Annotated in this window: 22 protein-coding genes and 1 pseudogene; 11 read left to right on the forward strand and 12 right to left on the reverse strand. The window is 71.3% G+C overall.

Features of this window, described 5'->3' with window-relative positions; genetic code table 11:
• Positions 1-51: 51 nt before the first annotated feature.
• The 5 genes from BLQ34_RS05155 (at position 52) to BLQ34_RS05175 (ending at position 5421) form a co-directional block, all read left to right on the forward strand.
• Positions 52-1584 carry a hypothetical protein gene (locus BLQ34_RS05155; RefSeq protein WP_091782431.1) on the forward strand — a complete coding sequence of 511 codons (1533 nt, stop codon included), beginning with the start codon at positions 52-54 and terminating at the stop codon, positions 1582-1584.
• Positions 1577-2791, forward strand: a complete 1215-nt coding sequence (locus tag BLQ34_RS05160; protein WP_091782433.1) for a coiled-coil domain-containing protein — start codon at positions 1577-1579, stop codon at positions 2789-2791. The genes BLQ34_RS05155 and BLQ34_RS05160 overlap by 8 nt, the downstream gene beginning before the upstream one ends.
• 64 nt (positions 2792-2855) lie before the next feature.
• Entirely contained in the window at positions 2856-3848 is a 993-nt protein-coding gene (locus tag BLQ34_RS05165; RefSeq protein ID WP_091782435.1) for an NAD-dependent epimerase/dehydratase family protein, read from the forward strand.
• A 143-nt stretch (positions 3849-3991) separates the two neighbouring features.
• Positions 3992-4627, forward strand: coding sequence for a peroxiredoxin (locus BLQ34_RS05170; RefSeq protein ID WP_091782437.1), 636 nt, complete (start codon positions 3992-3994; stop codon positions 4625-4627).
• A 68-nt stretch (positions 4628-4695) separates the two neighbouring features.
• Positions 4696-5421 (forward strand): dienelactone hydrolase family protein, encoded by a 726-nt coding sequence (locus tag BLQ34_RS05175; RefSeq protein WP_091782439.1) that lies wholly within the window; start codon positions 4696-4698, stop codon positions 5419-5421.
• Here the strand turns inward: BLQ34_RS05175 and prcA are convergent.
• From prcA to dop, 4 genes are all read right to left on the reverse strand, one after another.
• Positions 5410-6324 (reverse strand): proteasome subunit alpha, encoded by a 915-nt coding sequence (gene prcA, locus BLQ34_RS05180; protein WP_091782441.1) that lies wholly within the window; start codon positions 6322-6324, stop codon positions 5410-5412. The genes BLQ34_RS05175 and prcA overlap by 12 nt on opposite strands.
• Positions 6321-7148, reverse strand: a complete 828-nt coding sequence (prcB, locus tag BLQ34_RS05185) for a proteasome subunit beta (protein ID WP_091782444.1) — start codon at positions 7146-7148, stop codon at positions 6321-6323. Before prcB ends, prcA begins: the two co-directional genes overlap by 4 nt.
• Complete coding sequence (locus tag BLQ34_RS05190) at positions 7145-7351, reverse strand: ubiquitin-like protein Pup (RefSeq protein ID WP_056914404.1); 207 nt, start codon at positions 7349-7351, stop codon at positions 7145-7147. The genes prcB and BLQ34_RS05190 overlap by 4 nt, the downstream gene beginning before the upstream one ends.
• 63 nt (positions 7352-7414) lie before the next feature.
• A complete protein-coding gene (gene dop / locus BLQ34_RS05195) occupies positions 7415-8932 on the reverse strand; it encodes a depupylase/deamidase Dop (protein WP_091782447.1) in 1518 nt (505 codons plus the stop codon).
• Positions 8933-8980: 48 nt separating this feature from the next.
• On the opposite strand from dop, the gene BLQ34_RS05200 reads away from it, so the two are divergent.
• From BLQ34_RS05200 to BLQ34_RS05210, 3 genes are read left to right on the forward strand one after another with little or no spacing between them, the layout of a single operon-like run.
• Positions 8981-9991, forward strand: a complete 1011-nt coding sequence (locus tag BLQ34_RS05200) for an alpha/beta hydrolase (protein WP_091782449.1) — start codon at positions 8981-8983, stop codon at positions 9989-9991.
• A gap of 44 nt (positions 9992-10035) precedes the next feature.
• On the forward strand, positions 10036-11025 hold the full coding sequence (locus BLQ34_RS05205) for a ribose-phosphate diphosphokinase (RefSeq protein WP_091782452.1): 990 nt from the start codon (positions 10036-10038) through the stop codon (positions 11023-11025).
• Positions 11026-11030: 5 nt separating this feature from the next.
• Positions 11031-11456: a DUF3054 domain-containing protein gene (locus BLQ34_RS05210; RefSeq protein WP_091782454.1), complete on the forward strand. Its 426-nt coding sequence runs from the start codon at positions 11031-11033 to the stop codon at positions 11454-11456.
• Positions 11457-11483: 27 nt separating this feature from the next.
• Here BLQ34_RS05210 and BLQ34_RS05215 read toward each other — a convergent pair whose 3' ends face one another.
• The 4 genes and pseudogenes from BLQ34_RS05215 to BLQ34_RS05230 form a co-directional block, all read right to left on the reverse strand.
• On the reverse strand, positions 11484-12332 hold the full coding sequence (locus BLQ34_RS05215; RefSeq protein WP_231961454.1) for a sterol desaturase family protein: 849 nt from the start codon (positions 12330-12332) through the stop codon (positions 11484-11486).
• A gap of 88 nt (positions 12333-12420) precedes the next feature.
• A complete protein-coding gene (gene arc, locus BLQ34_RS05220) occupies positions 12421-14160 on the reverse strand; it encodes a proteasome ATPase (protein WP_091782457.1) in 1740 nt (579 codons plus the stop codon).
• Between the two features lie 82 nt (positions 14161-14242).
• Positions 14243-15303 (reverse strand): annotated as a pseudogene (locus tag BLQ34_RS05225) (tRNA (adenine-N1)-methyltransferase).
• Between the two features lie 11 nt (positions 15304-15314).
• Positions 15315-16421 (reverse strand): site-2 protease family protein, encoded by a 1107-nt coding sequence (locus BLQ34_RS05230; RefSeq protein ID WP_091782459.1) that lies wholly within the window; start codon positions 16419-16421, stop codon positions 15315-15317.
• Positions 16422-16556: 135 nt separating this feature from the next.
• On the opposite strand from BLQ34_RS05230, the gene metH reads away from it, so the two are divergent.
• Together metH and BLQ34_RS05240 are read left to right on the forward strand one after the other, a co-directional pair.
• Positions 16557-20279: a methionine synthase gene (gene metH, locus BLQ34_RS05235; protein WP_231961527.1), complete on the forward strand. Its 3723-nt coding sequence runs from the start codon at positions 16557-16559 to the stop codon at positions 20277-20279.
• Between the two features lie 84 nt (positions 20280-20363).
• Positions 20364-21209, forward strand: a complete 846-nt coding sequence (locus BLQ34_RS05240) for a RecB family exonuclease (RefSeq protein WP_091782464.1) — start codon at positions 20364-20366, stop codon at positions 21207-21209.
• Here the strand turns inward: BLQ34_RS05240 and BLQ34_RS05245 are convergent.
• A complete protein-coding gene (locus tag BLQ34_RS05245; RefSeq protein WP_269457322.1) occupies positions 21190-21888 on the reverse strand; it encodes an HAD family hydrolase in 699 nt (232 codons plus the stop codon). The genes BLQ34_RS05240 and BLQ34_RS05245 overlap by 20 nt on opposite strands.
• Positions 21889-21979: 91 nt before the next feature.
• Here BLQ34_RS05245 and BLQ34_RS05250 point away from each other — a divergent pair, with 91 nt between their 5' ends.
• The gene (locus BLQ34_RS05250) at positions 21980-22831 is read left to right on the forward strand and encodes a PAC2 family protein (RefSeq protein ID WP_091782466.1); all 852 of its coding nucleotides are present in this window, start codon (positions 21980-21982) and stop codon (positions 22829-22831) included.
• A 150-nt stretch (positions 22832-22981) separates the two neighbouring features.
• Here BLQ34_RS05250 and mshC read toward each other — a convergent pair whose 3' ends face one another.
• Genes mshC through BLQ34_RS05265 form a run of 3 tightly spaced genes read right to left on the reverse strand, consistent with a single transcriptional unit; the run spans position 22982 to position 25600 of the window.
• Complete coding sequence (gene mshC / locus BLQ34_RS05255) at positions 22982-24229, reverse strand: cysteine--1-D-myo-inosityl 2-amino-2-deoxy-alpha-D-glucopyranoside ligase (protein ID WP_091782469.1); 1248 nt, start codon at positions 24227-24229, stop codon at positions 22982-22984.
• Positions 24230-24251: 22 nt separating this feature from the next.
• On the reverse strand, positions 24252-25091 hold the full coding sequence (locus tag BLQ34_RS05260; RefSeq protein WP_407946403.1) for an SCO1664 family protein: 840 nt from the start codon (positions 25089-25091) through the stop codon (positions 24252-24254).
• A complete protein-coding gene (locus BLQ34_RS05265; protein WP_091782474.1) occupies positions 25061-25600 on the reverse strand; it encodes a DUF3090 domain-containing protein in 540 nt (179 codons plus the stop codon). Before BLQ34_RS05265 ends, BLQ34_RS05260 begins: the two co-directional genes overlap by 31 nt.
• Positions 25601-25605 lie beyond the last annotated feature (5 nt).

Consider the following 25605-nt stretch of genomic DNA (forward strand, 5'->3'; position numbering starts at 1 on the left):
ACTCTAGGCTTTACGAGCCTTTGGTCCGCGAGGTTGACGCACCGTGGAATCATGGGCGCCATGCCCGACGCCCACGCAGCGGACGCGGGGAGTCGCGCGGCCGGCTCGACCACCACCCAGGTGGGCGACCTCACGCGGCACACCCAGTCCATCCTCGAACGCGCCCAGGCCTATGCCGACGCGATGCGTGCGGAGACCGACCAGGTCCTCGCCGCCGCCCGCGACGACGCCGCGCGCATCCGGGACGAGGTCCAGACCCTCCTCGACGATGCGCAGCGCCAGCACGCCGACGCGGTGCGCGACCGGGAGCAGGCCGGTCGCGCCCTCGAGGAGGCCACCCGTGAGGCCGAGTCGCTGGTCGCGGACGCCACGGAGCAGGCCTCGATGCTCACCGAGTCGGCCAGCCGCACGAGCGACGAGGCGGTCACCTCCGCCCGCGCCGAGGCGTCGGCCCTGATCGACGAGGCCAGTGCCCGGGCCGAGGCCCTGCGGGCCAGCGCCCAGAGCGACTACGACGCCGCGATGGCCCGGTATGCCGAGCACGAGGCGGCGCGCGACGCAGACTTCCGGGCCGGCGTCGAGAAGATGGACGCCCACTTCGCCGAGCGGGACGAGCAGGAGCAGGCCGCTCGCGCCGCCCTGATGGACGAGGCCACGGCCGAAGCCGCCCGGCTGCGCGAGGAGGCGCAGATCGAGGGCGAGCGGGTGATGGGGGCTGCTGCGATCCACCACGAGGAGACGGCCACCAAGGCCGCGGCACTCCTCGAGCAGGCGCGGAGGGAGGCCCAGGAGCGCGTCGACCGGGCGCACGCCGAGGCCGGCGAGATCATGACGCAGGCCGAGGACCACCTCAAGTGGGGCCAGGAGACCGTCCGCCGGATCCTCGACGAGGGTGACGCGGAGGTGCGCCGTCTGCGCAAGGAGACCCACCGGGAGCTCGCGACGCGGGTCCGCTCCCGTCGCCACCTGATCCAGACCGCACTCGCCCAGACCGCCCACCGGGCCCGTTCCGACCGCGAGTCGGCCCGCCTGGAGTCGGACCGGCTGCGGGCGCAGGCCGAGGCCGTGATGGCCGCCGCGCAGGCCCAGGCCGATCGCACCACCGCGGCCGCGCAGGCCGAGGCCGAACGCGTCCTCTCGACCGCCGCGGAGACCGAGCGGGGCGCCGACGAGCGGGCGGCCCGCCGGCTCGAGGAGGCCGAGAAGGCGGCCCGGCTGGTCCGCGAGCGCACCGCCCAGGAGATCGAGCGGCTCCAGCGCGAGACCCACGAGTCCCACCGCATCGCCCGCGAAGAGCTGGTGAGCACGACGGCCCAGGCCCGGGCCGATGCCGACCGGGTGCGCGAGGAGGCCCGCGCCATGCTCGACCGGGCGCGGTCCGAGGTGGCGGCGCTGGCCTCCCGCCGCCAGGACATCACGACCCAGCTCGGCCACCTCTCCGGGGTGATCGACGCGCTGGCCGTGCCCGACCGCTCCAGGGCCGACCCTGCCGGCCACCCAGACGATGAAGTCCACGCAGACGATGAAGTCCACGCAGACCACCCCGCCCCCTCCCCCCACCAAGAACGGAACGACCATGAGTGACACCACCTCCTTCCGCAGCGTCCTGCGCGGCTACGACCCGGCCCAGGTCGACCAGTGGCGTGCGGAGCACGCGGGTGCCCTCGACCAGGCGCGGCAGGAGGCCGCCGAGCGCACCGTCGAGGTCAGCGAGCTCAGGGCGGCGCTCGCCCGCGCCCAGGAGGAGCAGACCAGCACCGCTCAGGAGCTGGCCGGCCTCCGTGAGGAGCAGAGCAGGGCCGCCGCGCCGACCTACGCCAACCTCGGCGAGCGGATCGGCACCATCCTCGGTCTCGCCGACGAGGAGGCCGACGAGATCCGCGCCAACGCGCGTGCTGACGCCGAGACCCTCAAGGGCACGACCACCCTGGAGTCCGACCGGGTCCGCGCCGAGGCCGACCGCTACGCCGAGGACGTCCGCACCAAGGCCGACGCCCAGGCCACCCAGGTGGTCGAGAAGGCCAAGCAGCAGGCCGACAGCATCCTCGACGACGCCGACCGCGAGGCCTCCGCCCGTCGCGAGGAGGCCGAGGCCTTCTACGAGCACCAGCGGGCCCGAGCCGCCGCAGCGGCGGCCGACTTCGAGGCCACCCTCGGGCAGCGCCGCGACAAGGCCGCCGCCGAGTTCTCCGCCCAGATGGCCGCCTACGAGGACGCCCTGACCCAGGCTCAGGAGCGCGCGACCACCCTGGCGGCCGACAGTGAGCGGGCCCACGCCGACGCCCAGACCGAGAGCCAGCGCGCCCTCGAGTCGGCCCGGGCCGAGGCCGAGCAGCTCGTCGCGTCGGCCCGCGAGCAGGCCGACCGGATCCGCCGCGACTCCGAGCGCGAGCTGTCGGCGGCCACCCAGCGGCGCGACAGCATCACCGCCCAGCTGAGCAACGTCCGCCAGATGCTCGCCACCCTCGGGGGCGCGGCCATGGTCGACTCGCTCGACGAACAGCACGCAGCTCCCGCCGCGCAGCCGGCGACCGAGGCGCCGGTCGCCGCAGCGTCTGACGAGGCACCCGCGGCCGAGGCCGACGACGACGTCGTCGGGCAGGAGGAGGCCGGTGCCGACTCCGTCGAGGAGTCCGCCGACGCGCAGGACGCAGACCTGCTCGACCAGGACGACCAGCTCGACGAGTCCGATGAGTCCGACGAGTCCGACGACGACGACGAGGACGACGACGCTGACGACGACGAGGACGCTGACTCCGAGGTGGACGAGCCGGCCGGCAGCCGCGCCTGACCGAGGGCTACGCCCACAGCACAACTCCTCGACATGCCCCCACGCCCGCTGGTTGCGTGGGGGCATGTCGCTGCTCGTGCTCGGTGGTACCGCGTGGCTCGGACGTGAGATCGCCGACGCGGGGGTGGCGCTGGGGCAGGACGTCACCATCCTGGCCCGCGGACAGTCGGGCGCCGCACCGGCTGACGTGGCGGTGGTGACCGCCGACCGGGGGTCGCCCGACGCCTACGACGCGGTGCGGGTCCGGCACTGGGACGTCGTGGTCGACGTGGCGCGCCAGCCCAGCCAGGTGGCCGGTGCCGTGCGAGCGCTGGCGGACCGGACGTCCTCCTGGGTCTTCGTGTCCTCCGCGTCGGTGTATGCGGGTGAGGACGCCCCGGGTGCCGACGAGACCGCTGCGCTGCTCGAGGCCCACGAGGGCGACGACGAGGGTTGGGAGACCTATGGCGCCCGCAAGGTCGCCTGCGAACGTCTCGTGCTGGATGCACTGCCCGACCGCGCCCTGGTGGCCCGCTCGGGTCTCATTGCCGGACCGGGCGACCACACCGACCGCACCGGTTACTGGCCGCTGCGCTTCGCCCACCCGGCGGGCGCCGACGGCGCCGTGCTCGTGCCGGACAGTCCCCTGCTCACCCAGGTGCTCGACGTCCGCGACCTCGCACACTGGTTGGTCGCGGCCGGGCTGGACGGCGGGTCCGGCGTGGTGAACGCCAGCGGCCCGACCGTCCCGTTGGCGGACCACCTGGCCGCGGCCCGCTCGGTCGCCGGGCACACGGGAGAGGTGGTGGCGGTCGACCAGGACTGGCTGGCCGCCCACCAGGTCGAGCCGTGGTCCGGCGAGCGCAGCCTGCCCCTCTGGCTCCCGCTGCCCGACTACGCGGGCTTCATGGCCCGGAGCACGGTGGCTGCCGAGGCGTTGGGCCTGGTTGCCCGCCCCCTCGACCAGACCCTCGCCGACACGCTGGCGTGGGAGCTCTCCGCCGGTCCCGGCCGGAGGCGCAAGGCGGGGTTGTCCCCCGCCGACGAGGTCGCCCTGCTGGCCGAGGCGCGCGCCTGACGACCGCGCCCCCGGGGCGCACTGGTCTGCTCGCACTGGCTTGCTCGATCCGGTACCAGCATCCGGACGCGGCATCCACGAGGTGAGCAGATAACGGCATGTTTGGGCACGACAAACATCGCGTTACTTCCGAGAGGACCGTCATGGCCACGCTGCGACTGGGCGACGACGCCCCCGACTTCACCGCCCAGACCACCGAGGGCGAGCTCACCTTCTCCGACTGGAAGGGTGACGGCTGGGCCGTGCTGTTCAGCCACCCGGCCGACTTCACCCCCGTCTGCACGACCGAGCTCGGGCGGGTGGCCCAGCTCAAGGACGAGTGGGCCGCGCGCAATACCAAGGTGCTGGCCGTGTCCGTCGACGCCCTCGAGGACCACACCGCGTGGAAGGCCGACATCGAGGAGGTCTCCGGCTCGGCCGTCACCTACCCGATCGTCGCCGACAAGGACCGCGAGGTGGCCGAGCTCTACGACATGATCCACCCCGGCGCCGGGGACACCTCGCCGGTCCGCTCGGTCTTCCTGATCGACCCGGCCGGCAAGGTGCGACTGTCGCTGACCTACCCCAAGAGCGCCGGGCGCAACTTCGACGAGATCCTGCGCGCGCTCGACGCCCTCCAGGTCAACGACGCCGGCCCCTTCTCCACCCCGGCCGACTGGAAGGCCGGCGAGCGGATCATCGTGGCCCCCACGGTCTCCACCGAGGACGCCCGGCAGCGGTTCAAGGACGTCGAGGTGGTCAAGCCCTACCTGCGCTACGCCGAGGCTCCCAGCGCCTGACGGTCACCCACGCAGGAGGTATGCCGTGTCGGCCCCACGCCAGGGCCGACGCGGCATACGTTGGGGGCATGACCACTGCCAGCTCCGCCTCGAGCCACCCTGTCCACGTGCCTGACGGTGAGGTGCCCGCCGACGTCTACCTCCCCGCGTCGGGCACCGGCCCGGGCATCGTCCTCTTCCAGGAGATCTTCGGCGTCACCGACTACATCCGCGGGCGGGCCGGCGACCTCGCGGACCTGGGCTACGTCGTCCTCGTCCCCCACGTGTACTGGCGGGTCGGCGACGAGGTGGTCAGCGAGGCGGCTGACGGGCTGCCGCGCGCCATGGAGCTCCTGGGCAAGGTCGACTGGGAGGCGGCCGTCTCCGACGGGGTGGCCGCCCTGTCCGCGCTGCGCGACCACCCGGCGGTGGACGGCCCGGTGGGCCTGCTCGGGTTCTGCTTCGGCGGTGGCCTGGCCTTCAACGTGGCGGCCGTGGCGGCCACGGCCGGAGCCGGACCGGACGCCCTCGTGAGCTACTACGGCTCGGCGCTGCCCACCCTGCTGGGGCTTGCCCCGCAGGTCGACGCCCCGAGCCTGCACCACTTCGGGCTCGATGACGACTACATCCCGGTCGACACGGTGCGCGAGATCGAGGCCGCGGTCACCGCGACCAACGACGACGTGACCTTCGTGACCCACGAGGGGGCCGGGCACGCCTTCGACAACCCCTCGCCGGTGTTCCACCACGCCGGCGCCTCGCAGGAGGCGTGGGCGGCGACGACGGCCTGGCTCGCCGCCAAGCTACCCGTCTGAGCGCGAGTCCAGGTCCGGACCGGGCTGCTGACCGGGCTGCTGACCGTCGGCGCCGCCAGACGGCTGGTCGGGACCCTGCTCCGGCCGCTGGGTCTGCGGGTTGGTCGCGTCGTCGCGGGGTGAGCCCTCGCCGGTCAGCGTGTCGTGCCGGCCCGGTGTCGGGTCGTCCTCGGACGGCGCGTCGCTGGTCGGGTCGTCGGTGCTCAGCAGCGCGTCGAGCAGGGCTCCGCCGATCCGGCGGAACGTGCGCCGTGGCCGGTCGCGGTCCAGCACCGCCACCTCCAGCTGGGCCGCGGTGAGCATGCGGGCCGGGCCCCCGGAGGGGTCGGCCGGGTCCTGGCCGAGCAGCCCCACGGCGAGGCTGAGGGCATCGCCCAGGCTGAGACCGGGGCTCCAGCGGTCCTTCAGGCCGGACTCGATGGACTCGGCGGCGCCACCCATGGCGACGAACCCGAGCTCGTCGGCGACGGAGCCGTCATAGGTGAGCCGGTAGATCTGGTCCTCGTCGGCGGTCGAGCCGACCTCGGCCACGACGATCTCGACCTCGTACGGCTTGGACTCCTGGGTGAAGACCGTGCCGAGGGTCTGGGCGTAGGCGTTGGCCAGGCCGCGAGCAGTCACGTCGCTGCGGTCGTAGGAGTAGCCGCGCAGGTCGGCATACCGGACACCGGCGACCCGCAGGTTCTCGAACTCGTTGTACTTGCCCACTGCGGCGAAGGCGATGCGGTCGTAGATCTCCGAGACCTTGTGCAGCGCCCGCGAGGGGTTCTCGGCGACGAAGGCGATGCCCTTGTCGTAGCCCAGCACCACCACCGAGCGGCCCCGGGCGATGCCCTTGCGGGCGTAGTCGGCCCGATCCTTCATGAGCTGCTCGGGCGAGACGTAGAACGGCATGGACGTCATCGCGCACCCCCCGGGTTGCCCTGGCGGGCGGCGATGACTTCCTCGACCACCGCACGCAGCTCCTCGTCGGAGACGAACCGGACGCCCTCGACGCCCACCACGGCCACCGTCGGCCAGATCCGGCGTCCCACGTCGGGCCCCCCGGTGGCGGAGTCGTCGTCGGCGGCGTCGTAGAGCGCCTCGATCGCCACGCTGACCACCTGGTCGGCCGTCAGGCCCGGGCGCCAGACCTTCTTGAGAGCACCCCGCGCGAACAGCGAGCCGGAGCCGACGCTGTGGTGGTCGTGCTCCTCGTAGCAGCCGCCGGTCACGTCGTAGGAGAAGATCCGGCCCAGCTGGCGGTCGAGGTCGTAGCCGGCGAAGAGCGGCACCACCGACAGGCCCTGCATGGCCATGCCGAGGTTGCCGCGGATCATGGTGGCGAGCCGGTTGGCCTTGCCCTCCAGGGAGAGCAGCGTGCCCTCGATCTTCTCGTAGTGCTCGAGCTCGACCTGGAACAGCTTGACCAGCTCGATCGCGATCCCCGCGGTCCCGGCGATGCCGACGGCCGAGTACTCGTCGCCGGCGAAGACCTTCTCCATGTCGCGGTTGGCGATGAGGTTGCCCATGGTCGCGCGGCGGTCGCCCGCCATCACCACGCCGCCGTCGAAGGTGGCCGTCACGATGGTGGTGCCGTGCGGAGCCTCGAGGGTGCTGCCGGTCGGCAGCGTCCGGCGCGACGGCAGCAGGGACGGCGCGTGCGCGCCGACGAACTCGGTGAACGAGGAGGAGCCCGCGGACAGGTATGCCGCCGGCAGCCTGCCCGCGTCGGCGCCAGTGGTCACTGGCCGCCCTTCTGGACGAAGCCCCGGACGAACTCCTCCGCGTTGGACTCGAGCACGCCGTCGATCTCGTCGAGGACGCTGTCGATGTCGGAGTCGAGGTTCTCCTTGCGGGCCGTGGCCTCCGGGGCCGCAGGAGTCGGCTCCGGCGCCTCGTCAGGGGCGTCGTCGCGACGCTGTGGCCGGCTCTGCTCTTGGCTGGGCATTGGCGTGACCCTCTCGTCGTGGCCCTGGTGCTGAGGACCCTCGTGCTTGAACCTAGTCCGAACCTATCCCGATGCGGACGCCAACTCACGCAACAGCGTGGCTGCGTCCGGACTGCGGTCGAGGAGCGGACCGACGGTCGCCCTCGTGCCGCGCAGCGGTTCGAGCATCGGGACCCGCTGCAAGGACGGTTGTCCGGGGATGTCGAAGATCACCGAGTCCCACGAGGCGGCCGCGATCTGGTCGGGGTACTTCTCCAGGCACTTGCCGCGGAAGTACGCCCTGGTGTCGACCGGGGGCTCGTGGACGGCATCCAGCACGGTCTCGGTGGAGACGAGCTCCTCGAACCGCCCGGCCGCCCGGAGCTTGTGGAAGATCCCGCGATCGGGGCGCACGTCGGACCACTGGATGTCGATGGCCCGCAGCCGCGAGTCGGACCAGTCCAGCCCGTCGCGCTCGATGTAGCCCTGGAGTACCTGCTGCTTGGCCACCCAGTCGAGCTCACGGGAGGCCTCCATCGGGTCGCGCTCGAGCTTGTCGAGGACCGTGCCCCACCACCGCATCACCTCTGCGGTGTCGTCATCGGGCGCACCGGCATACCGCGACTCCAGGTAGCGCTCGGCGAGTCCGTGGTAGCGCCACATCAGCTGCACGGCAGTCAGCTTGGTGCCGTCCCGCAGCTCGAGCAGAGCCGTGCAGGTGGGGTCGTGGCTGATGGTCTGCAGGGTCGCGACCGGCCGGGCGACCGTGAGGTCGGCATCGATCGCGCGGTCCTCGATCATCGCGAGCACCAGTGAGGTCATGCCGAGCTTGAGCAGGTTGGCGACGTCGCAGTGGTTGGCGTCGCCGATGATGACGTGCAGCCGCCGGTAGAGGTCGGCCACGGCGTGCGGCTCGTCACGGGTGTTGATGATCGGCCGCTTGAGGGTGGTCTCGAGCCCGACCTCGACCTCGAAGAAGTCGCTGCGCTGGCTGAGCTGGTAGCCCGCCGTGCGGGAGTCCACCCCGATGCCGACCCGGCCCGACCCGGTGACGACCTGGCGAGCGACGAAGAACGGCACGAGGTGCCGCACGATGTCGGTGAAGGGGGTCTCGCGGCGCATCAGGTAGTTCTCGTGGGTGCCGTAGGACTGCCCCTTGCCGTCGGTGTTGTTCTTGTAGAGGTTCACCCCCGGGGGCACCTGCGACAGCCGTCGCACGGACTCCGCCATGATCGCCTCGCCGGCCCGGTCGAAGGCGACCGCCGCCCGCGGGGTCGTCACCTCGGGCGAGGAGTACTCCGGGTGGGCGTGGTCGACGTAGAGACGGGCGCCGTTGGTGAGGACGACGTTCGCGAGGGTCGGGTCCTCCTCGTCGGTGAGCTGGCTCGGATCGGCGACGCCGCGCCCCATCTCGAAGCCGCGGGCGTCGCGCAGCGGCGCCTCGTCGGCGTAGTCCCACGAGGCGTGTGCCGCCCGGATCCCCTGCGCCGAGGCGTAGGCGTTGACGACCTGTCCCGACAGGATCATCGGGTTGGCGGCGGGGTCCCCGGGCACGGAGATGCCGTACTCGGTCTCGATCCCCATCACCCTGCGGACGGTCATGCCACTCCCGCGCTCATGCACTCACCCTAGGTGAGAGAGTGACGGACCATGCGGCACTCCCCCTTCGCGCTCTACCCGCGCACTGCGCTCATCTCGGCCCTCCTCGACGGCGGGCTGCGCAAGCCGGTCGAGCGACAGACCCTCGAGGAGATCCGCGCCGAGCGTGGGACGGTGACCCCGGACCGCCCGCCGTTCTCCTGGGTCACCGGTGCGGTCGACCGGTCGGTGGGGATCACCTACGGCACCGCGCCGGCCCGTGACGGCTACGAGATCCCGTTGCGCCTCTACCGACCGCGCGCCGTGCGCGACACCGAGGTCGACGTGCCGGTCATCGTCTTCCTGCACGGCGGCGGCTTCGTGCGCGGCAACGTCGTGAGCTACGACCCCTTGTGCACGTTCCTCGCCGCGCAGGTGCGAGCCGTCGTCGTGAGCGTCGACTACCGGCTTGCCCCCGAGCACCCGGCACCGACTGCCGCCCTCGACGCCACCGACGCGACCGCCTGGGTGGCGTCCCACGGCGCCGCGCTGCGGGCGGACACCAGCCGGATCGGGCTCTGTGGCGACAGCGCAGGCGGCAACCTGTCCGCAGTGGTAGCCCAGCTGCTCCGGGACCGTGGCGACTCGCCCATCCGCCACCAGGCCCTCCTCTACCCCGCGACCGACATGACGCTCGCCTCGCCGTCCATCGCGGCCAACGCCCACGCGCCGATGCTGACACGCGCCAGCGTCGTCGCGTTCCGCGCGCTCTACGCACCCACCGGGTCGAACTGGCGCGATCCACTGCTGTCCCCGCTCTTCGGTGACCTCGAGGGCCTGCCACCAGCGCTCGTGCAGACCGCGGACCTCGACCCCCTGCGCGACGACGGAGCCCGATACGCCGACGCCCTGGCTGCCGCAGGGGTGCCGGTCCGGCTGACCAACTACGTCCGGGTGCCGCACGGCTTCGCCTCCATCCCGGGCATGGTCCCCACCTCCGCGCAGCACCGCGCGGAGCTCGTCGCCGAGCTGCGCAGCCACCTGTATGCCGCCGACGCGCCACAGCGCAGGGCGGCGGGTTAGGCTCGTTCCCGTCACGGCCGGACACGCATCCACCAGGAGTGCCATTGCGCGACATCGTGGTCTTCAGCGGGAGCGCCCACCGCGGGCTGGCCCACCGCATCTGTGAGGCCCTCGGGGTGCAGCTCTCCCCCGCCGAGATCAAGCGGTTCAGCAACGACTGCCTCCAGGCGCAGCTGCTGGCCAACTGCCGGCAGCGCGACGTCTACATCGTCCAGCCGCTCGTGCCGCCGACGCAGGAGCACCTGATGGAGCTGCTGCTCATGGTGGACGCGGCCCGCGGTGCCTCGGCCGCCCAGATCACCGCCGTGATCCCCCACTACGCCTACGCCCGGTCCGACAAGAAGGACGCCTCGCGGATCTCGCTGGGTGGCCGGCTGGTGGCCGACATGCTCGTGACGGCCGGGGTCGACCGGGTGCTCACGATGACCCTCCACGCGCCACAGGTGCACGGGTTCTTCTCGGTGCCGGTCGACCACCTGACCGCGATCGGCGTGCTGGCCGACCACTTCCGCGGCGCCGACCACACCAACTCCGTCGTCGTCTCGCCCGACCTCGGCAACGCCAAGACGGCCACCCAGTTCGCCCGGCTGCTCGGCCTCCCGGTCGCAGCCGGGTCGAAGCAGCGGCTCGCCGACGACCGCGTCATCATCGACTCGATCGTCGGTGACGTGACCGGGAAGCGGGCGATCATCCTCGACGACGAGATCGCCACCGGCGGGTCCATCGTCGAGCTGCTCGACCGGCTGGCCGACCTGGGCTGCCCGCAGGCCGACGTCGCCTGCACGCACGGACTCTTCGCGGGCAAGGCGGTCGAGCGGCTGCGCGAGCACCCGATGATCGGCGAGGTGATCACCACCGACACCGTCCCGGCCCCGAGCCACTGGCCCGAGCTGCGGGTGCGGTCCGTGGCGCAGCTGTTCGCCGAGGCGATCAAGCGGATCCACGCCGGCGAGTCGGTCAGCAGCCTCTTCGACGGGGTGGATCCCACCCACGCCCCGCCCCAGGCCACCTTGTTCGACAAGGTGCACGCCTGAGAGACATGGCCGACCCTCGTCGCAGCGCGACCCCGACGGCGGTGGCCGTCGCCCTCAGCGTCGACCTCGTCCTCGTGCTGCTCTTCGCCCTCGTCGGCCGGGTCAGCCACGACGAGGGCGCCACCTGGGCGGGTGTCCTGCAGGTCGCCTGGCCGTTCGTCGTGGCGCTGCTGGTCGGCTGGCTCCTGGCCCGGCGTCGCTCGGGCTGGCCGGTGCGGATGCCGGGATCGACCACCGTCTGGGCCGTGACGGCCGTGTTCGGGTTGGTCCTGCGGGTCGCGACCGGTGGTGGCTTCGCCTGGAGCTTCGGCGTGGTCACGCTCGTGCTGCTGGGGATCTTCCTGGTCGGCTGGCGGTGTGCGGTCGAGGTGGGCCGGTTCGGCGTCGAGGGCCTGAACCGGTGGGCCGAGCGTGCAGCGTCGCGTCGCTGACCCGGCCGCCTGACGCGTCGACCTGCGTCAGGACTCGGGTGACCACCCGGGCGGGGCGAACAGGTAGCCCAGCCGGTCGCGCCACCGGGTGGCCTTCCTGACCTGCCGGAACAGCAGCGCGAACTCGGCGTACTGCAGCCGGAACGGGTTGTAGGTCGTGACCGGGTGGGTGAGCCCGTAGGTGGGGCGCTGCTGCTCCTCGCGGAAGGTCCCGAACCACCGGTCCCAGACGATCAGGATGCCGCCGTAGTTGCGGTCCAGGTAGTCGGCGTCGCTGGCATGGTGGACGCGGTGGTGCGACGGGGTGTTGAAGACCAGCTCGATGGGCCGCCACAGCTTCGGCACCGTCTCGGTGTGCACCCAGAACTGGTAGACGAGGTTGATCGAGAAGACGAAGAAGATCATCCACGGCGGCAGCCCCACCAGCGGCAACGGCACCCAGAAGAGCAGCTCGCCCCACGGGTTCCACTTCTGCCGCAGCGCCGTCGTGTAGTTGAAGTGCACGCTGCTGTGGTGGGCCTGGTGCATCGCCCACAGCAGCCGGATCCGGTGGCTGCTGCGGTGGTAGGCGTACCAGAGGAGGTCCACCATCAGCACCGCGATGACCCAGGTCCACCAGTCGTGCGGGTCGAGGCGCAGAGGGGTCACGGCATACAGGGCGGTGTAGCCGAGCAGCGCCAGCGCCCGCGCCCCGAGGTTCACGACGACCGAGCCCACCCCCATCGACAGGCTCGCCGCCGAGTCCCGTCGGGCGTAGCCCGCGCGGGGCGCGTCGGCGTCGGTCTCGAGCACCCGCAACGCGATCAGCTCGAGCACGATGAACAGCACGAAGAACGGGACGGCTATTAGCGACGGGTCGCGCAGCAGGTGGTCCACGCAGGCCACCTTACCGAGAGTAAGTTAGCCTTGACCAGCGATCGTGACGCAGGTCCTACCGTGCCGGGGCCCACCGGCGACGCGGCTCCTACAGGTACTGGCCCGTGTTGGCGACGTTGTCGATCGACCGACCCGGCTCGGTGCCGCTCTTGCCGGTGATCAGCGTGCGGATGTAGACGATCCGCTCGCCCTTCTTGCCGGAGATCCGGGCCCAGTCGTCGGGGTTGGTGGTGTTGGGCAGGTCCTCGTTCTCCTTGAACTCGTCGACGCAGCTGGCGAGCAGGTGGTCGACGCGGATGCCGCGCTGGCCCTGGGTGAGGAAGTCCTTGATCGCCATCTTCTTGGCCCGGTCGACGATGTTCTGGATCATCGCGCCGCTGTTGAAGTCCTTGAAGTAGAGGACCTCCTTGTCACCGTTGGCGTAGGTCACCTCGAGGAAGCGGTTCTCCTCGATCTCGGAGTACATCCGCTCCACGGTGGCGGTGATCATCGCGTCGACCGTCGCCTGCGGCGAGCCGCCGTGCTCGGCGAGGTCGTGCTCGTGCAGCGGCAGGTCGGCCACGAGGTACTTGGTGAAGATGTCGCGGGCGCTCTCGGCGTCGGGTCGCTCGATCTTGATCTTCACGTCGAGCCGACCGGGACGCAGGATGGCCGGGTCGATCATGTCCTCGCGGTTGGAGGCGCCGATGACGATGACGTTCTCGAGCCGCTCCACACCGTCGATCTCCGACAGCAGCTGGGGCACGATCGTGGTCTCGACATCGCTGGAGACCCCCGACCCACGGGTGCGGAAAAGGCTGTCCATCTCGTCGAAGAACACCACGACCGGCGTGCCGCCGGAGGCCTTCTCCCGAGCCCGCTGGAAGATCAGCCGGATGTGCCGCTCGGTCTCACCGACGTACTTGTTGAGCAGCTCGGGGCCCTTGATGTTGAGGAAGAACGACTTGCCGACCGGCTTGCCCTCCTTCTCGGCTACCTTGCGCGCCAAGGAGGCGGCGACGGCCTTGGCGATCAGCGTCTTGCCACAGCCGGGCGGCCCGTAGAGCAGCACTCCCTTCGGCGGCTTGAGCTGGTGCTCGGTGAACAGGTCGGGGTGCAGGTAGGGCAGCTCCACGGCGTCGCGGATCGCCTCGATCTGGCCGGCCAGTCCGCCGATGTCCTCGTAGTCGATGTCGGGGACCTCTTCGAGGACCAGCTCGGAGACCTCGGCCTTGGGGATCCGCTCGTAGACGAAGCCCGAGCGCGACTCGAGCATCAGGGCGTCGCCCACCCGGATCGGCTCGCCCTCGAGCGACTCGGCCATGCGCACGACGCGCTCCTCGTCGGCGTGCGCGACCACGAGCACCCTCCCCTCGCCGAGCAGCTCCTTGATCATCACGACCTCGCCGATCCGCTCGTAGCCGCAGGTGGCCACGACGTTCATCGCCTCGTTGAGCCGCACCTCGCGCCCGCTGGACAGCTCGGCCGGGTCGACGGCGGGGCTCACGGCGACGTGCATCTTGCGGCCACCGGTGAGGATGTCGACGGTGGCGTCGTCGTAGGACTCGAGGATCACGCCGTAGGCGGCGGGCGGCTGGGCCAGCCGGTCGACCTCCGACTTGAGCGTCACGATCTGCTCGCGGGCCTCCTTGAGGGTCCGCACGAGGCGCTCGTTCTGCGATGACACGGTGGCCAGGTTGGACTGGAGCTGGAGCACCTTGGTCTCGAGCTCGCGCGACCGCACGGGGGCATCGGCGAGGCGCTGGCGCAGGGCGGCAACCTCCTCCGCGAGGAGCTCGGCCTGGCGGCGCTCCTCGGAGTGGTCACCCGGCGTGGCGTGATCGGTCATGTCGGCTCCCTCAAGACCTCGAGTGGCGAACGACTGCTACCGACCGTCGAACACCCGGTCGATGACCCAACCTAACCCCGAACTACTCCGCTGTCGGGGAGGTTTGAGTCACAGAACGGCGAAGCCGACGGATCTTCTTGTCTGATGGGACACGCTCGCCCATCTCCTCGGCGGTGAAGTCGCTCTCGGACCCGAACGCCAGGCCGCTCTCGAGCGCGCCCTCCTCGTCGGCCGTGCCCTTGGCGGGCCGACGCTTGCGCAACGGCGGGGTGACCCGGGGGCCAGCCGCCTGCTGGTGATCAGGAACCCGGTGTGGCCGTGCATCCGGTGCTGGGGCCGCACCGCGAGGCCCTCGAGGTGCCAGCCGCGCACCATCGACTCCCAGGCCTCGGGCTCGGTGTAGCCGCCGTGGTCGCGCAGTGCCTCGGCCACACGGGACAGCTGGGTCGCGGTCGCGACGTAGCAGATGACCACGCCGCCCGGAGCCAGTGCGTCGGCGACGACGTCGAGGCACTCCCACGGCGCCAGCATGTCGAGGACGACCCGGTCGACCGACCCCGGCTCCTCAGCCTCAGGCAGGGACTCGACGAGGTCGCCCACGGTGACCTGCCACGCGGGGTGGTCCTGGCCGAAGAAGGCGCGGGCGTTGCCCCTGGCGATGTCGGCGAAGTCCGCACGCCGCTCGAACGAGTGCACGTGGCCGAGCTCGCCCACGGCGCGCAGCAGCGACATCGACAGGGCGCCGGAACCGACGCCGGCCTCGACCACCCGTGCGCCGGGGAAGACGTCGGCCATCGTCACGATCTGGCCGGCGTCCTTGGGGTAGACGACGGCGGCGCCGCGTGGCATCGACATCACGTAGTCGGACAGCAGCGGTCGCAGTGCGAGGTACTCCACCCCCGCGGTGTTGCGCACGACCGAGCCGTCGGGGGTCCCGATGAGGTCGTCGTGCGCCAGCCGCCCGCGGTGCGTGTGGAACTCCCGGCCGGCCTCGAGGGTGATCGTGTGCAGCCGGCCCTTGGGGTCGGTCAGCTGGACCCGCTCCCCCACCCCGAACGGACCCCTGCGCAGGGCCGCGCCGACGGCGGTGGCCGGGCTGTCGCCAGCGCTCTCGTCGGGAGTCTCTTCGGGGGCGTCGCTCATGACCGGCGAGTCTAGTTGCGGCCGAACGCCGCCTCGATGCGGTCCCCGCTCGTGAGCGCCCAAGGGTGGCCGTCCCGGGTCAGCACCACCAGCCCAGTGCCCAGCGAGCCCATCGTGGCCAGGACCCGCTCGAGGGAGTCGTCCGGCTCGGCCGGCACCAGGCACTCGTCGGGCAGGCGGGTCACGACCGAGATGAGCGGTGTGGCCGGGTCGAGTCCGCTGTGGGCTGCGCCCTCGAGCAGGAGCAGCACCGGCTGTCCCCGTTCGTCGGTGGTCAGGACGAGGTCGGGGTGGGCCGCCGCCTCTCCCAGTGACGTCTGCGGTGGGAGGACCACCACCGGCTCGGCCACGTCGGCGATGCGCAGGCGGCCCACGGAGGAGAGCGCCCGACCTCGTCGGATGGAAGCCGTCGCCCCGCTCCACAGGACGGAGCCGATGACCAGGACCCAGATCGAGCCGAACCCGATGCGCTCACCCTGCGCGAGTGGGCGCACGAAGAACCAGACCACCAGGAGCACGGTCAGGACGCGGCCGGCCCAGCCCGCGACGATCGATCCCTTGTTGCGGTCGCCGGTCGCCTTCCAGACCAGGCTCTCGACGATCTGCCCTCCGTCCAGCGGCATGCCCGGCAGGACGTTCAGCACGGCGAGCGAGCCGTTGATGATCACCAGACCCGTCAGCACCGCGCTGGTGCGGTCGCCGCTGGCACCCAGGAGCAGCAGCCAGGCGACGACTGCGAGCAACGCGTTGGCCGCCGGGCCGGCCGCCGAGATCGCGGCGATGCGACCCGGGGTGCTGCGGACCGCCTCGAAGGAGGTGTGGCCACCCCACAGGTTCGCGACGATCCGGATCACCGGCATGTGGAAGAGCAGGGCGGTCATCGCGTGGGCCGCCTCGTGCACCAGGACGCTGAAGAGCAGCAGCAGCGCCTGGATGGCACCGATCGCGATACCGGTGCCGACCCGGTCCGGGAAGTAGGGGGTCGCCACGATCGCGATGATGACGCCGGCGATCAGGAACCAGCTGGGCGCGAGGTAGACGGGGACCCCGGCGATCCGGGCGATCCGGACCCCGTGGCCGGACTCGGCCGGATCCTGCTCGGGAGCCCGGGTCGACATGCCGACGACCCTACGTGACCACAGCCGGTGCGCCGCGGGCCCCTGGTCCATACTTGTCCAGTGCCTGACACTCCCGCCCTCCAGCCCGACGCGACCGACGAGCTGAGGTCCGCCCTCACCGAGCGGATCCTCGTGATGGACGGCGCCATGGGCACCATGATCCAGCGCGAGGGGCTGGGCGAGGCCGACTACCGCGGCGAGCGGTTCGCCGACTGGGAGAGCGACCTCAAGGGCAACAACGACCTGCTGAGCATCACCCAGCCGGACATCATCCGAGCCATCCACACGGCATACCTCGATGCGGGTGCCGACCTGATCGAGACCAACACCTTCAACGCCCAGCGGATCTCCCTCGCCGACTACGGCATGGAGGACCTCGCCTACGAGCTCAACCTCGAGTCGGCACGGCTGGCCCGGCAGGCGTGCGACGCCGCGAACGCCAAGACGCCCGAGCGGCCGCGGTGGGTGCTCGGCGCCCTAGGCCCCACGAACCGCACCGCGTCCATCTCGCCCGACGTCAACGACCCCGGCAAGCGCAACGTCACCTTCGACCAGCTCGTCGAGGCCTACCTCGAGCAGGCCCGGGGCCTGGTCGACGGGGGCAGCGACCTGCTCATCGTCGAGACCATCTTCGACACCCTCAACGCCAAGGCCGCCATCTTCGCGCTCGAGACGCTGTTCGAGGAGCACGACCGGCGCTGGCCGGTGATCATCTCCGGCACCATCACCGACGCGTCGGGACGCACCCTGTCGGGGCAGGTCACCGAGGCGTTCTGGAACTCGGTGCGCCACGCGCGACCGCTGGCGGTGGGGCTCAACTGCGCGCTCGGCGCTGCCGAGATGCGTCCGTATGCCGCGGAGCTGGCTCGCGTGGCCGACACCTTCGTCTCCTGCTACCCCAACGCCGGGCTGCCCAACGCCTTCGGCGAGTACGACGAGACCCCCGACGCGATGGCGGCGGTGGTCGGCGAGTTCGCCGAGGCCGGGCTGGTCAACCTGCTCGGCGGGTGCTGTGGCACCACGCCCGACCACATCGCCGCCATCGCCAAGGCCGCCGCCGACCAGAAGCCCCGGGTGCCTGTGGAGGTCGCGCCCGCCCTGCGGCTGTCCGGGCTCGAGCCCCTCACCGTCACCGAGGAGTCCCTCTTCGTCAACGTCGGTGAGCGCACCAACATCACGGGGTCGGCCCGGTTCCGCAAGCTGATCCAGGCCGAGGACTACGGCACGGCGCTCAACGTCGCCCGCCAGCAGGTCGAGTCGGGGGCGCAGGTCATCGACATCAACATGGACGAGGGCATGATCGACGGCGTCGCGGCGATGGACCGCTTCGTCAAGCTGGTCGCGACGGAGCCCGACATCTCCCGGGTGCCGCTGATGGTCGACTCCTCCAAGTGGGAGGTCATCGAGGCGGGCCTGAAGTGCGTGCAGGGCAAGCCGATCGTCAACTCCATCTCGATGAAGGAGGGCGTCGAGCCGTTCGTCGAGCACGCGCGGCTGTGCCGCAAGTACGGCGCTGCGATCGTCGTGATGGCCTTCGACGAGGACGGCCAGGCCGACTCGCTGCAGCGTCGCAAGGAGATCTGCCAGCGGGCCTACGACATCCTCACCAAGGAGGTCGGCTTCCCGGCCGAGGACATCATCTTCGACCCCAACATCTTCGCGGTGGCGACCGGCATCGAGGAGCACGCCGCCTACGGCACCGACTTCATCGAGGCGACCCGTTGGATCAAGGAGAACCTCCCCGGCGCCCTGGTGTCCGGTGGTGTCTCCAACGTGTCGTTCTCGTTCCGCGGCAACAACGCGGTGCGCGAGGCGATCCACGCCGTGTTCCTCTACCACGCCATCAAGGCGGGGATGGACATGGGAATCGTCAACGCCGGCGCCCTCGTCGTCTACGACCAGGTCGACCCCGAGCTGCGCGAGCGGATCGAGGACGTCGTCCTCAACCGGCGCCCGGACTCGACCGAGCGGCTGCTCGAGATCGCCGACCGGTTCAACACCGGCGACACCAAGCAGGAGGCGGTCGCCGAGGAGTGGCGTTCGCTGCCGCTCGGTGAGCGGATCACCTACGCGCTGGTGAAGGGGCTCGACGAGCACGCCGAGACCGACACCGAGGAGCTGCGCCAGGAGATCGCGGCGCGCGGGGGCCGGCCGATCGAGGTCATCGAGGGCCCGCTGATGGACGGCATGAACGTCGTCGGTGACCTGTTCGGCGCGGGGAAGATGTTCCTGCCGCAGGTGGTGAAGTCGGCGCGGGTCATGAAGAAGGCCGTCGCCTACCTCATCCCGTTCATCGAGGCCGAGAAGACCGAGGCCGAGGTCGCCGCGAACAAGGCCAAGGGCAAGGTCGTCATGGCCACCGTCAAGGGCGACGTCCACGACATCGGCAAGAACATCGTGGGCGTCGTGCTGCAGTGCAACAACTACGACGTGGTCGACCTCGGTGTCATGGTGCCCGCCCAGAAGATCCTCGACGCCGCGAAGGCCGAGAAGGCCGACGTCATCGGCCTGTCCGGCCTGATCACGCCGAGCCTCGACGAGATGGTCAACTTCGCCGCCGAGATGGAGCGCCAGGGCTTCGACCTGCCGTTGCTGATCGGTGGCGCCACGACGTCGCGGGCACACACCGCCGTCAAGGTCGACCAGCAGTACCACGGCCCCGTCGTGTGGGTGAAGGACGCCTCCCGCTCGGTGCCGGTGGTGGCCCAGCTGCTCTCCGACGAGCTGCGGCCCAAGCTGATGGCAGACGTGAAGGCCGACTTCGACTCGCTGCGGGCCCGGCACGCGGCCAAGTCGACGGAGCGACCTCTGGTCTCCATCGAGAAGGCCCGCGAGAACGCCACGCCGATCGACTGGAGCGGCTACCGCCCACCGGTGCCGCACCTCGTCGCCGCGCAGGAGAAGGAGCTGCTCCGTCGTCAGTCGGGCAGCGGCCGTCGCACCGTGACCCAGTTCGTGCGCACCTTCAAGGACTACCCGATCGCCGAGCTGCGCGACTACATCGACTGGGGCCCGTTCTTCCTGGCCTGGGAGATGAAGGGACGCTTCCCCGACATCCTCAACAACCCCGCGACGGGCGAGGCGGCGACCAAGCTCTACCAGGACGCGCAGAAGATGCTCGACCGGATCGTCGATGAGAAGTGGTTGCGCGCCAACGGGGTGATCGGCCTGTTCCCGGCGAACTCGGTCGGTGACGACATCGAGGTCTACACGGACGAGTCCCGCGAGACCGTGGCCACGACGCTGCACACGCTGCGCCAGCAGGGGCAGCACCGCGAGGGCATCCCCAACCGCGCCATGTCGGACTTCGTGGCTCCCAAGGAGTCCGGACGGTCCGACCACGTCGGTGCCTTCGCCGTGACCGCCGGGCTCGGCTCGCACGACAAGGTCAACGAGTTCAAGGCCGCCATGGACGACTACAACGCCATCCTGCTGGAGTCGCTGGCCGACCGGCTCGCCGAGGCGTTCGCTGAGCGGATGCACGAGCGCGTGCGGCACGACTTCTGGGGGTACGCGCCCGACGAGCACCTGAAGAACGCCGACCTGATCGCCGAGAAGTACACGGGCATCCGGCCCGCACCGGGCTACCCCGCCTGCCCCGACCACACCGAGAAGGCTTTGCTCTGGGAGCTGCTCGACGTCGAGGAGCACACCGGGATGGAGCTCACCGAGTCGATGGCCATGTGGCCGGGCGCCTCGGTCTCCGGCTGGTACTTCTCGCACCCGCAGTCCCAGTACTTCGTCGTGGGACGCCTGGGGCGCGACCAGATCGAGGACTACGCGCAGCGCAAGGGCTGGACGGTGGCCGAGGCGGAGCGCTGGCTCTCCCCCAACCTGGGTTACCTCCCCGAGGACTGACCGACCGCACGACTCCGGTATGCCGTGGCGCGCCGCCGGTGCGCCACGGCACCGTTGTCGGCCCCGCGGCATACCGTGTGGGGCATGGTTCCCGCCCTCTCACCGAGCCGGGCATCGGACTTCAAGCAGTGTCCGTTGCTCTACCGGTTCCGCACCATCGACAAGCTCCCCGCACCGCCGAGCCCGGCGGCCGCGCGGGGCACGTTGGTGCACGCCGTGCTGGAACGGCTGTTCGACCTGCCCGCCGCCGAGCGCACCCCGGCGGCCGCCCAAGCGTTGCTCGGTCCGCAGTGGGAGGCCCTCGTCGAGCAGGAGCCCGAGCTCGCCGCGATGATCGCCGACGACGACCGGCTCACCGAGGCGGGCTGGTTCGGTGATGCGCAGGCCCTCATCGAGACCTGGTTCACCCTCGAGGACCCCACCCGGCTGGAGCCGGCCGAGCGCGAGCTCTACGTCGAGACCGACGTCGACGGGCTGGTGCTGCGGGGCTACGTCGACCGGCTCGACGTGGCTGCCGACGGGGCGATGCGGGTGGTCGACTACAAGACCGGGCGGTCGCCGAGCGAGCTCTTCGAGGGCAAGGCGCTGTTCCAGATGAAGTTCTACGCGCTGGTCCTGTGGCGCCTGCGCGGCGAGATCCCCACGCTGCTCCAGCTGGTCTACCTCGGCAACGGCGAGGTGGTGCGCTACGCCCCCGACGAGCACGACCTGCTCAGCCTCGAGCGCAACCTCAAGGCGGTGTGGACCGCGATCGAGCGCGCTGCGACGACCGGCGACTGGCGCCCCAAGACGTCACGGCTGTGCGACTGGTGCGACTACCGCGAGTTCTGCCCGGCCTGGGGTGGCACTCCCCCGCCGCTGCCGGAGGACGCAGCCCTGATCGCGCTCAACCCCGCCGTCTCCGGCCAGGTCACCCCGACCGAGGAGTGAGCGGGTCGACCCGCACGGCGGCGGCGATCGACCACAGGTCCTGCGGTGTGAGTCCTCGTAGGCTGGGCGCCTGCACCGCGCCCGCGATGATCGGCACCGGCACGACGTGGGGCACCGCAACCGTGGGGACACCGGCCGCGACCGCCGAGCGCACCCCGGTGGGTGAGTCCTCGATCGCCACGCAGTCCCCCACCTCGACCCCGAGCGCCGTCGCGGCAGCCAGGTAGGGCTCGGGGTGGGGTTTGCCGTGCTCCACCTCGTCGCCGGTGATCACCGCCGCGAAGGTGCCCTCGGGCAGCGCGCCGACCACGCTGTCCGCCAGGGACCGCCACGACATGGTGACGAGGGCGCTGGGCACCCCCGCGTCGCCCAGAGCCGTCAGCAGCTCGATGGCTCCGGGTCGCCAGGGGACGTGCTCGCGCACCTGGGCCACGACCCGCTCCAGGAGGGCCTCGACGATCTCGACCGGCTCGAGCGTGATGGGGCTGTTGTCCCGGATGAACTCCGCCGAGACCATCAGGTCGTTGCCGACCAGCTGGTGCGCGTACTCGTCGTTCCAGACCCCGCCGGCCTCCTCGACGATCGCGTGCTCGGCGTTGATCCAGTAGGGCTCGGTGTCGACGAGGGTGCCGTCCATGTCCCAGAAGACCGCGGCCGGCAGGTCAGGTGCGGCAGTCACGGGCCAAGCCTACGCAGCCTCCGACGGTCGCCCGCATCGGCTGCGTAGGCTAGGACTCGATGTCACCCACCCGACCAGCGAGGAGTCCTGCGTGATCGAGCTCGAGGACGTCCCAGAGCTGAACAACCCCGTCGTGATCGCCGCCTTCGAGGGCTGGAACGACGCGGGCGAGGCGGCCACCGCCGTCATCGACCACCTGGTCGACGTGTGGGACGCCGACGCCATCGCCGCGCTCGACCCCGAGGACTTCTACGACTTCCAGGTGAACCGACCGCGCGTGGTGCTCGAGGACGGCCGGCGACGGATCCACTGGCGCACCACCCGCGTGCTCGTCGCCCGCTCCTCCGGCCTCGACCGAGACGTCGTGCTGATCCAGGGAATCGAGCCGTCGTTCCGCTGGCGGGCCTTCACGATCGAGCTGATGGAATTCGCGCAGGAGGTCGGGGCCAGCACCGTGATCACGCTCGGCGCACTGATGGCCGACGTGGCGCACACCCGCCCGATCCCGGTCACGGCGACCTCGGACGACGACGACGTGATCCACCGCTTCGACCTCGAACCCAGTCGCTACGAGGGCCCGACAGGCATCGTCGGGGTGCTCGCCGACGCGGCCACCCAGTCGGGCATGCAGTCGGTGTCGTGCTGGGCGGCGGTCCCCCACTACGCGGGCCACTCGCCCTCGCCCAAGGCCACCCTGGCGCTGGTGTCACGGCTCGAGGAGCTGCTCGACGCGACCATCCCGCACGGCGACCTGGCCGAGGGCGCCAAGGCCTGGGAGCGCGGCATCAACGAGCTCGCCGACACCGACGAGGAGGTGGCCGAGTACGTCCAGTCGCTCGAGGAGGCGCAGGACACCGCCGACCTCCCCGAGGCCAGCGGCGACGCCATCGCCCGCGAGTTCGAGCGCTACCTGCGCCGACGCGGCCAGGAAGGTCCGGGGTAGGGCCTTCGTGCCCGCGTCGCCGCGACCGTCCTTGGGAGTCCGGTCAGGGTCACCGAAGGGGGCGCTTGCGCCTCTCGCAAGCTCGTCTGACGGCGCTGCGCGCCGCCTTCGGCACCCCTGCCCGGACGGGGTTCGCGCTGTTCCTGCTGACTAGACCCTGACACCGAGGATGGCGTCGAGGGCCCGCGCGAGGACACCGGCTGAGGTGATGTTGTCTCCGCCGCGCTGGAGGGTCTCTTTTGCCCAGGTGTCGACGGCGGCGAGGGCTCTCGGGGTGTCGAGGTCGTTCGCCACGGCGGCGCGGATGGCCTCGACGGTGTCTTCGCTGTCGGGGGCGGTGTTGACGCTCAGGGCGGCCCGCCAGGTGTCGAGGCGGGTCTGGGCTCGCTCGAGCACCTCGTCGGTCCACGACCACTCGGTGCGGTAGTGCTGGTCGAGCAGGGCCAACCGGATCGCCATGGGGTCGGTGCCGTCGGCCCGCAGCTTCGAGACGAGGACGAGGTTGCCCTTCGACTTGCTCATCTTCTCGCCGTCCAGGCCCACCATCGCCTGGTGGGCGTAGGTGCGGGCGAACGGTCGCTGCTCGGTGAGCACGACAGCCTGGGTGGCGCTCATCTCGTGGTGCGGAAAGACGAGGTCGGTGCCGCCCCCCTGCACGTCGAAGGACATGCCGAGGTGGTCGAGCGCGATCGCGGTGCACTCGATGTGCCAGCCAGGACGGCCCTGCGGGAGGCCGTCGACCGACCACGACGGCTCACCGTCACGGGCGGCGCGCCAGAGCAGCGGATCGAGCTGGTCGCGTTTGCCGGCCCGGTCGGGGTCGCCACCGCGGTCGGCGAAGACGGCCATCATCTGCTCTCGGCTCCAGTTCGAGACGGCGCCGAAGCCTTCGTCCGAGGAGATGTCGAGGTAGAGGTCGTCACCGTCGGACTCGGGGGTGTCGACGGGGTAGGCGGCGCCACGCTCGAGCAGCGCCCGGACCGCCGCCCCGACCGGCTCGATGCTCTCGACCACCCCGACGTAGTGGTCGGGCGGGATGACCGCCAGGGCGGTCATGTCCTCACGGAAGAGGGCGATCTCCTCGGCAGCCAGGTCCTCCCAGTCGACCCCGTCGCGGGTGGCCCGCTCGAGGAGGGGGTCGTCGACGTCGGTGATGTTCTGCACGTAGTCGACCTGGTGCCCGGCATCGCGCAGGGCGCGGCCCAGCACGTCGAAGGTGACGTAGGTCGCCGCATGGCCCATGTGCGTCGCGTCGTACGGGGTGATGCCGCAGACGTACAACCGGGCCGTCGGTCCCGGGGTGATCGCCCGGACCGCGCCGGTCGCCGAGTCGAAGACCTGGACGGGGTGTCCGGTGCCGGGCACCGAGGGAAGGAACGGGGTGGGCCAGGAGATCACAGCGGCAGCCTACGGGTGGGCCTCAGAGCGGCGGCCACGGGATGGCCGGCCAGTCACCCGAGGGCACCGGGTATGCCGCGTGGTCGAGCAGCGCACTGCACCTGGCCTGCAGCGCGGTCACCTCGACCGGCGTCAGCAGCGCCGCCAGGGTGGTGCACAGGGGTGAGCCGGCGTCGTCGAGGGCGTCGCGCACGCGGCCGATCCTGGCGAGGTCGTCCTCGCCGATCGGCTGGCCCGCGAAGCCCCAGAGGACGGTGCGCAGCTTGGGGTCCTCGTGCAGGCTCACGCCGTGGTCGAAGCCGCGCAGCCGGTCGCCCTCGCGGACGAGATGGGAGCCCTTGCGGTCGGAGTTGTTGATGACCGCGTCGAAGGCGGCCACGGCGCGGACCGTGGGGCTGTCCTCGTGGACCACCACCACCGGGCGCCCCCGCTCGTCCTCACCGCGCAGGACCGCGAGCCACCCCCGCGGCACCGAGTCGGGCGTGACCAGGTCGACGACGTGCTCGGGAGCCTGCTCCGGGTCGCCCACCCAGCGCTGCACCGAGCCCGGCCCGCGCGGACCGTCGCGCAGCACCGTCTCCGGCACGACGTCCCACCCACCGGTGACGCTGATCAGGTGTGCGGCGACCTCGCGGGCCGCCAGTGAGCCGTCCGGGAAGTCCCACAGCGGGCGTTCACCGCGGATCGGCTTGTAGATCGCCAGCGGCCCCTCGTCGTCGCCCAGGCGCACGAGCAGGGCGAGGTTCGAGGCATCGGCCAGTGCCCCGAGCACGACCAGGTCTGCGCGCGTCAGGAGGTCGAGGGAGACCGACGGGCCGCCTGCCGACCGGGTCAGCGCTTGTACCCGTTCGCGCGGGGGCAGATGTGCCCCTCGGGCTCGAGCGGCCCACCGCAGAACGGGCAGGGCGGTCGACCGGCGGAGACGACGGACTGGGCCCGTCGTGCGAAGGCGCGAGCCCGCGACGGCGAGAGCACGACGCGGATCTGGCGCGGCTCCTGGGAGAGGACCTCGGGATCCACGCTGGCCTCGGGATCCTCGGGGTCACGGTCGAGCGCCTCGATGACGACGACCTGTCGTCCCTCGTCCCAGGCCAGGCTCAGCGTGGAGACGCGGAAGTCGTCCTCGATGGGGGTGTCGAGCGGCGCGTTGTCGACCACCTCGGCGGCGGCGTGATCGCCGCCCTCCCCGCCGGCGTAGCTGTCGAGGAGGTCGTTGATCCGGTCGGCGAGCACCGAGACCTGCTGCTTCTCCAGCGAGACACTCGTGAGGCGACGTCCCTCGCTGGCCTGCAGGAAGAAGGTCCGCTGTCCCGGCGGACCGACGGTGCCGGCGACGAACCGGTCCGGTGGATCAAACTCGACGAGCCCCATGGCAA

Origin of the sequence: Pedococcus dokdonensis, assembly GCF_900104525.1 — a bacterium.
Taxonomy (GTDB): Bacteria; Actinomycetota; Actinomycetes; order Actinomycetales; family Dermatophilaceae; genus Pedococcus; species Pedococcus dokdonensis.

Coding starts and splice junctions, on each gene's coding strand:
- BLQ34_RS05155 (WP_091782431.1), top strand. CDS start 52: ATGGGCGCCATGCCCGACGCCCACGCAGCGGACGCGGGGAGTCGCGCG.
- BLQ34_RS05160 (WP_091782433.1), top strand. CDS start 1,577: ATGAGTGACACCACCTCCTTCCGCAGCGTCCTGCGCGGCTACGACCCG.
- BLQ34_RS05165 (WP_091782435.1), top strand. CDS start 2,856: ATGTCGCTGCTCGTGCTCGGTGGTACCGCGTGGCTCGGACGTGAGATC.
- BLQ34_RS05170 (WP_091782437.1), top strand. CDS start 3,992: ATGGCCACGCTGCGACTGGGCGACGACGCCCCCGACTTCACCGCCCAG.
- BLQ34_RS05175 (WP_091782439.1), top strand. CDS start 4,696: ATGACCACTGCCAGCTCCGCCTCGAGCCACCCTGTCCACGTGCCTGAC.
- prcA (WP_091782441.1), bottom strand. CDS start 6,324: ATGACGTCCATGCCGTTCTACGTCTCGCCCGAGCAGCTCATGAAGGAT.
- BLQ34_RS05190 (WP_056914404.1), bottom strand. CDS start 7,351: ATGCCCAGCCAAGAGCAGAGCCGGCCACAGCGTCGCGACGACGCCCCT.
- dop (WP_091782447.1), bottom strand. CDS start 8,932: ATGACCGTCCGCAGGGTGATGGGGATCGAGACCGAGTACGGCATCTCC.
- BLQ34_RS05200 (WP_091782449.1), top strand. CDS start 8,981: ATGCGGCACTCCCCCTTCGCGCTCTACCCGCGCACTGCGCTCATCTCG.
- BLQ34_RS05210 (WP_091782454.1), top strand. CDS start 11,031: ATGGCCGACCCTCGTCGCAGCGCGACCCCGACGGCGGTGGCCGTCGCC.
- arc (WP_091782457.1), bottom strand. CDS start 14,160: ATGACCGATCACGCCACGCCGGGTGACCACTCCGAGGAGCGCCGCCAG.
- BLQ34_RS05230 (WP_091782459.1), bottom strand. CDS start 16,421: ATGTCGACCCGGGCTCCCGAGCAGGATCCGGCCGAGTCCGGCCACGGG.
- metH (WP_231961527.1), top strand. CDS start 16,557: ATGGACGGCGCCATGGGCACCATGATCCAGCGCGAGGGGCTGGGCGAG.
- BLQ34_RS05240 (WP_091782464.1), top strand. CDS start 20,364: ATGGTTCCCGCCCTCTCACCGAGCCGGGCATCGGACTTCAAGCAGTGT.
- BLQ34_RS05265 (WP_091782474.1), bottom strand. CDS start 25,600: ATGGGGCTCGTCGAGTTTGATCCACCGGACCGGTTCGTCGCCGGCACC.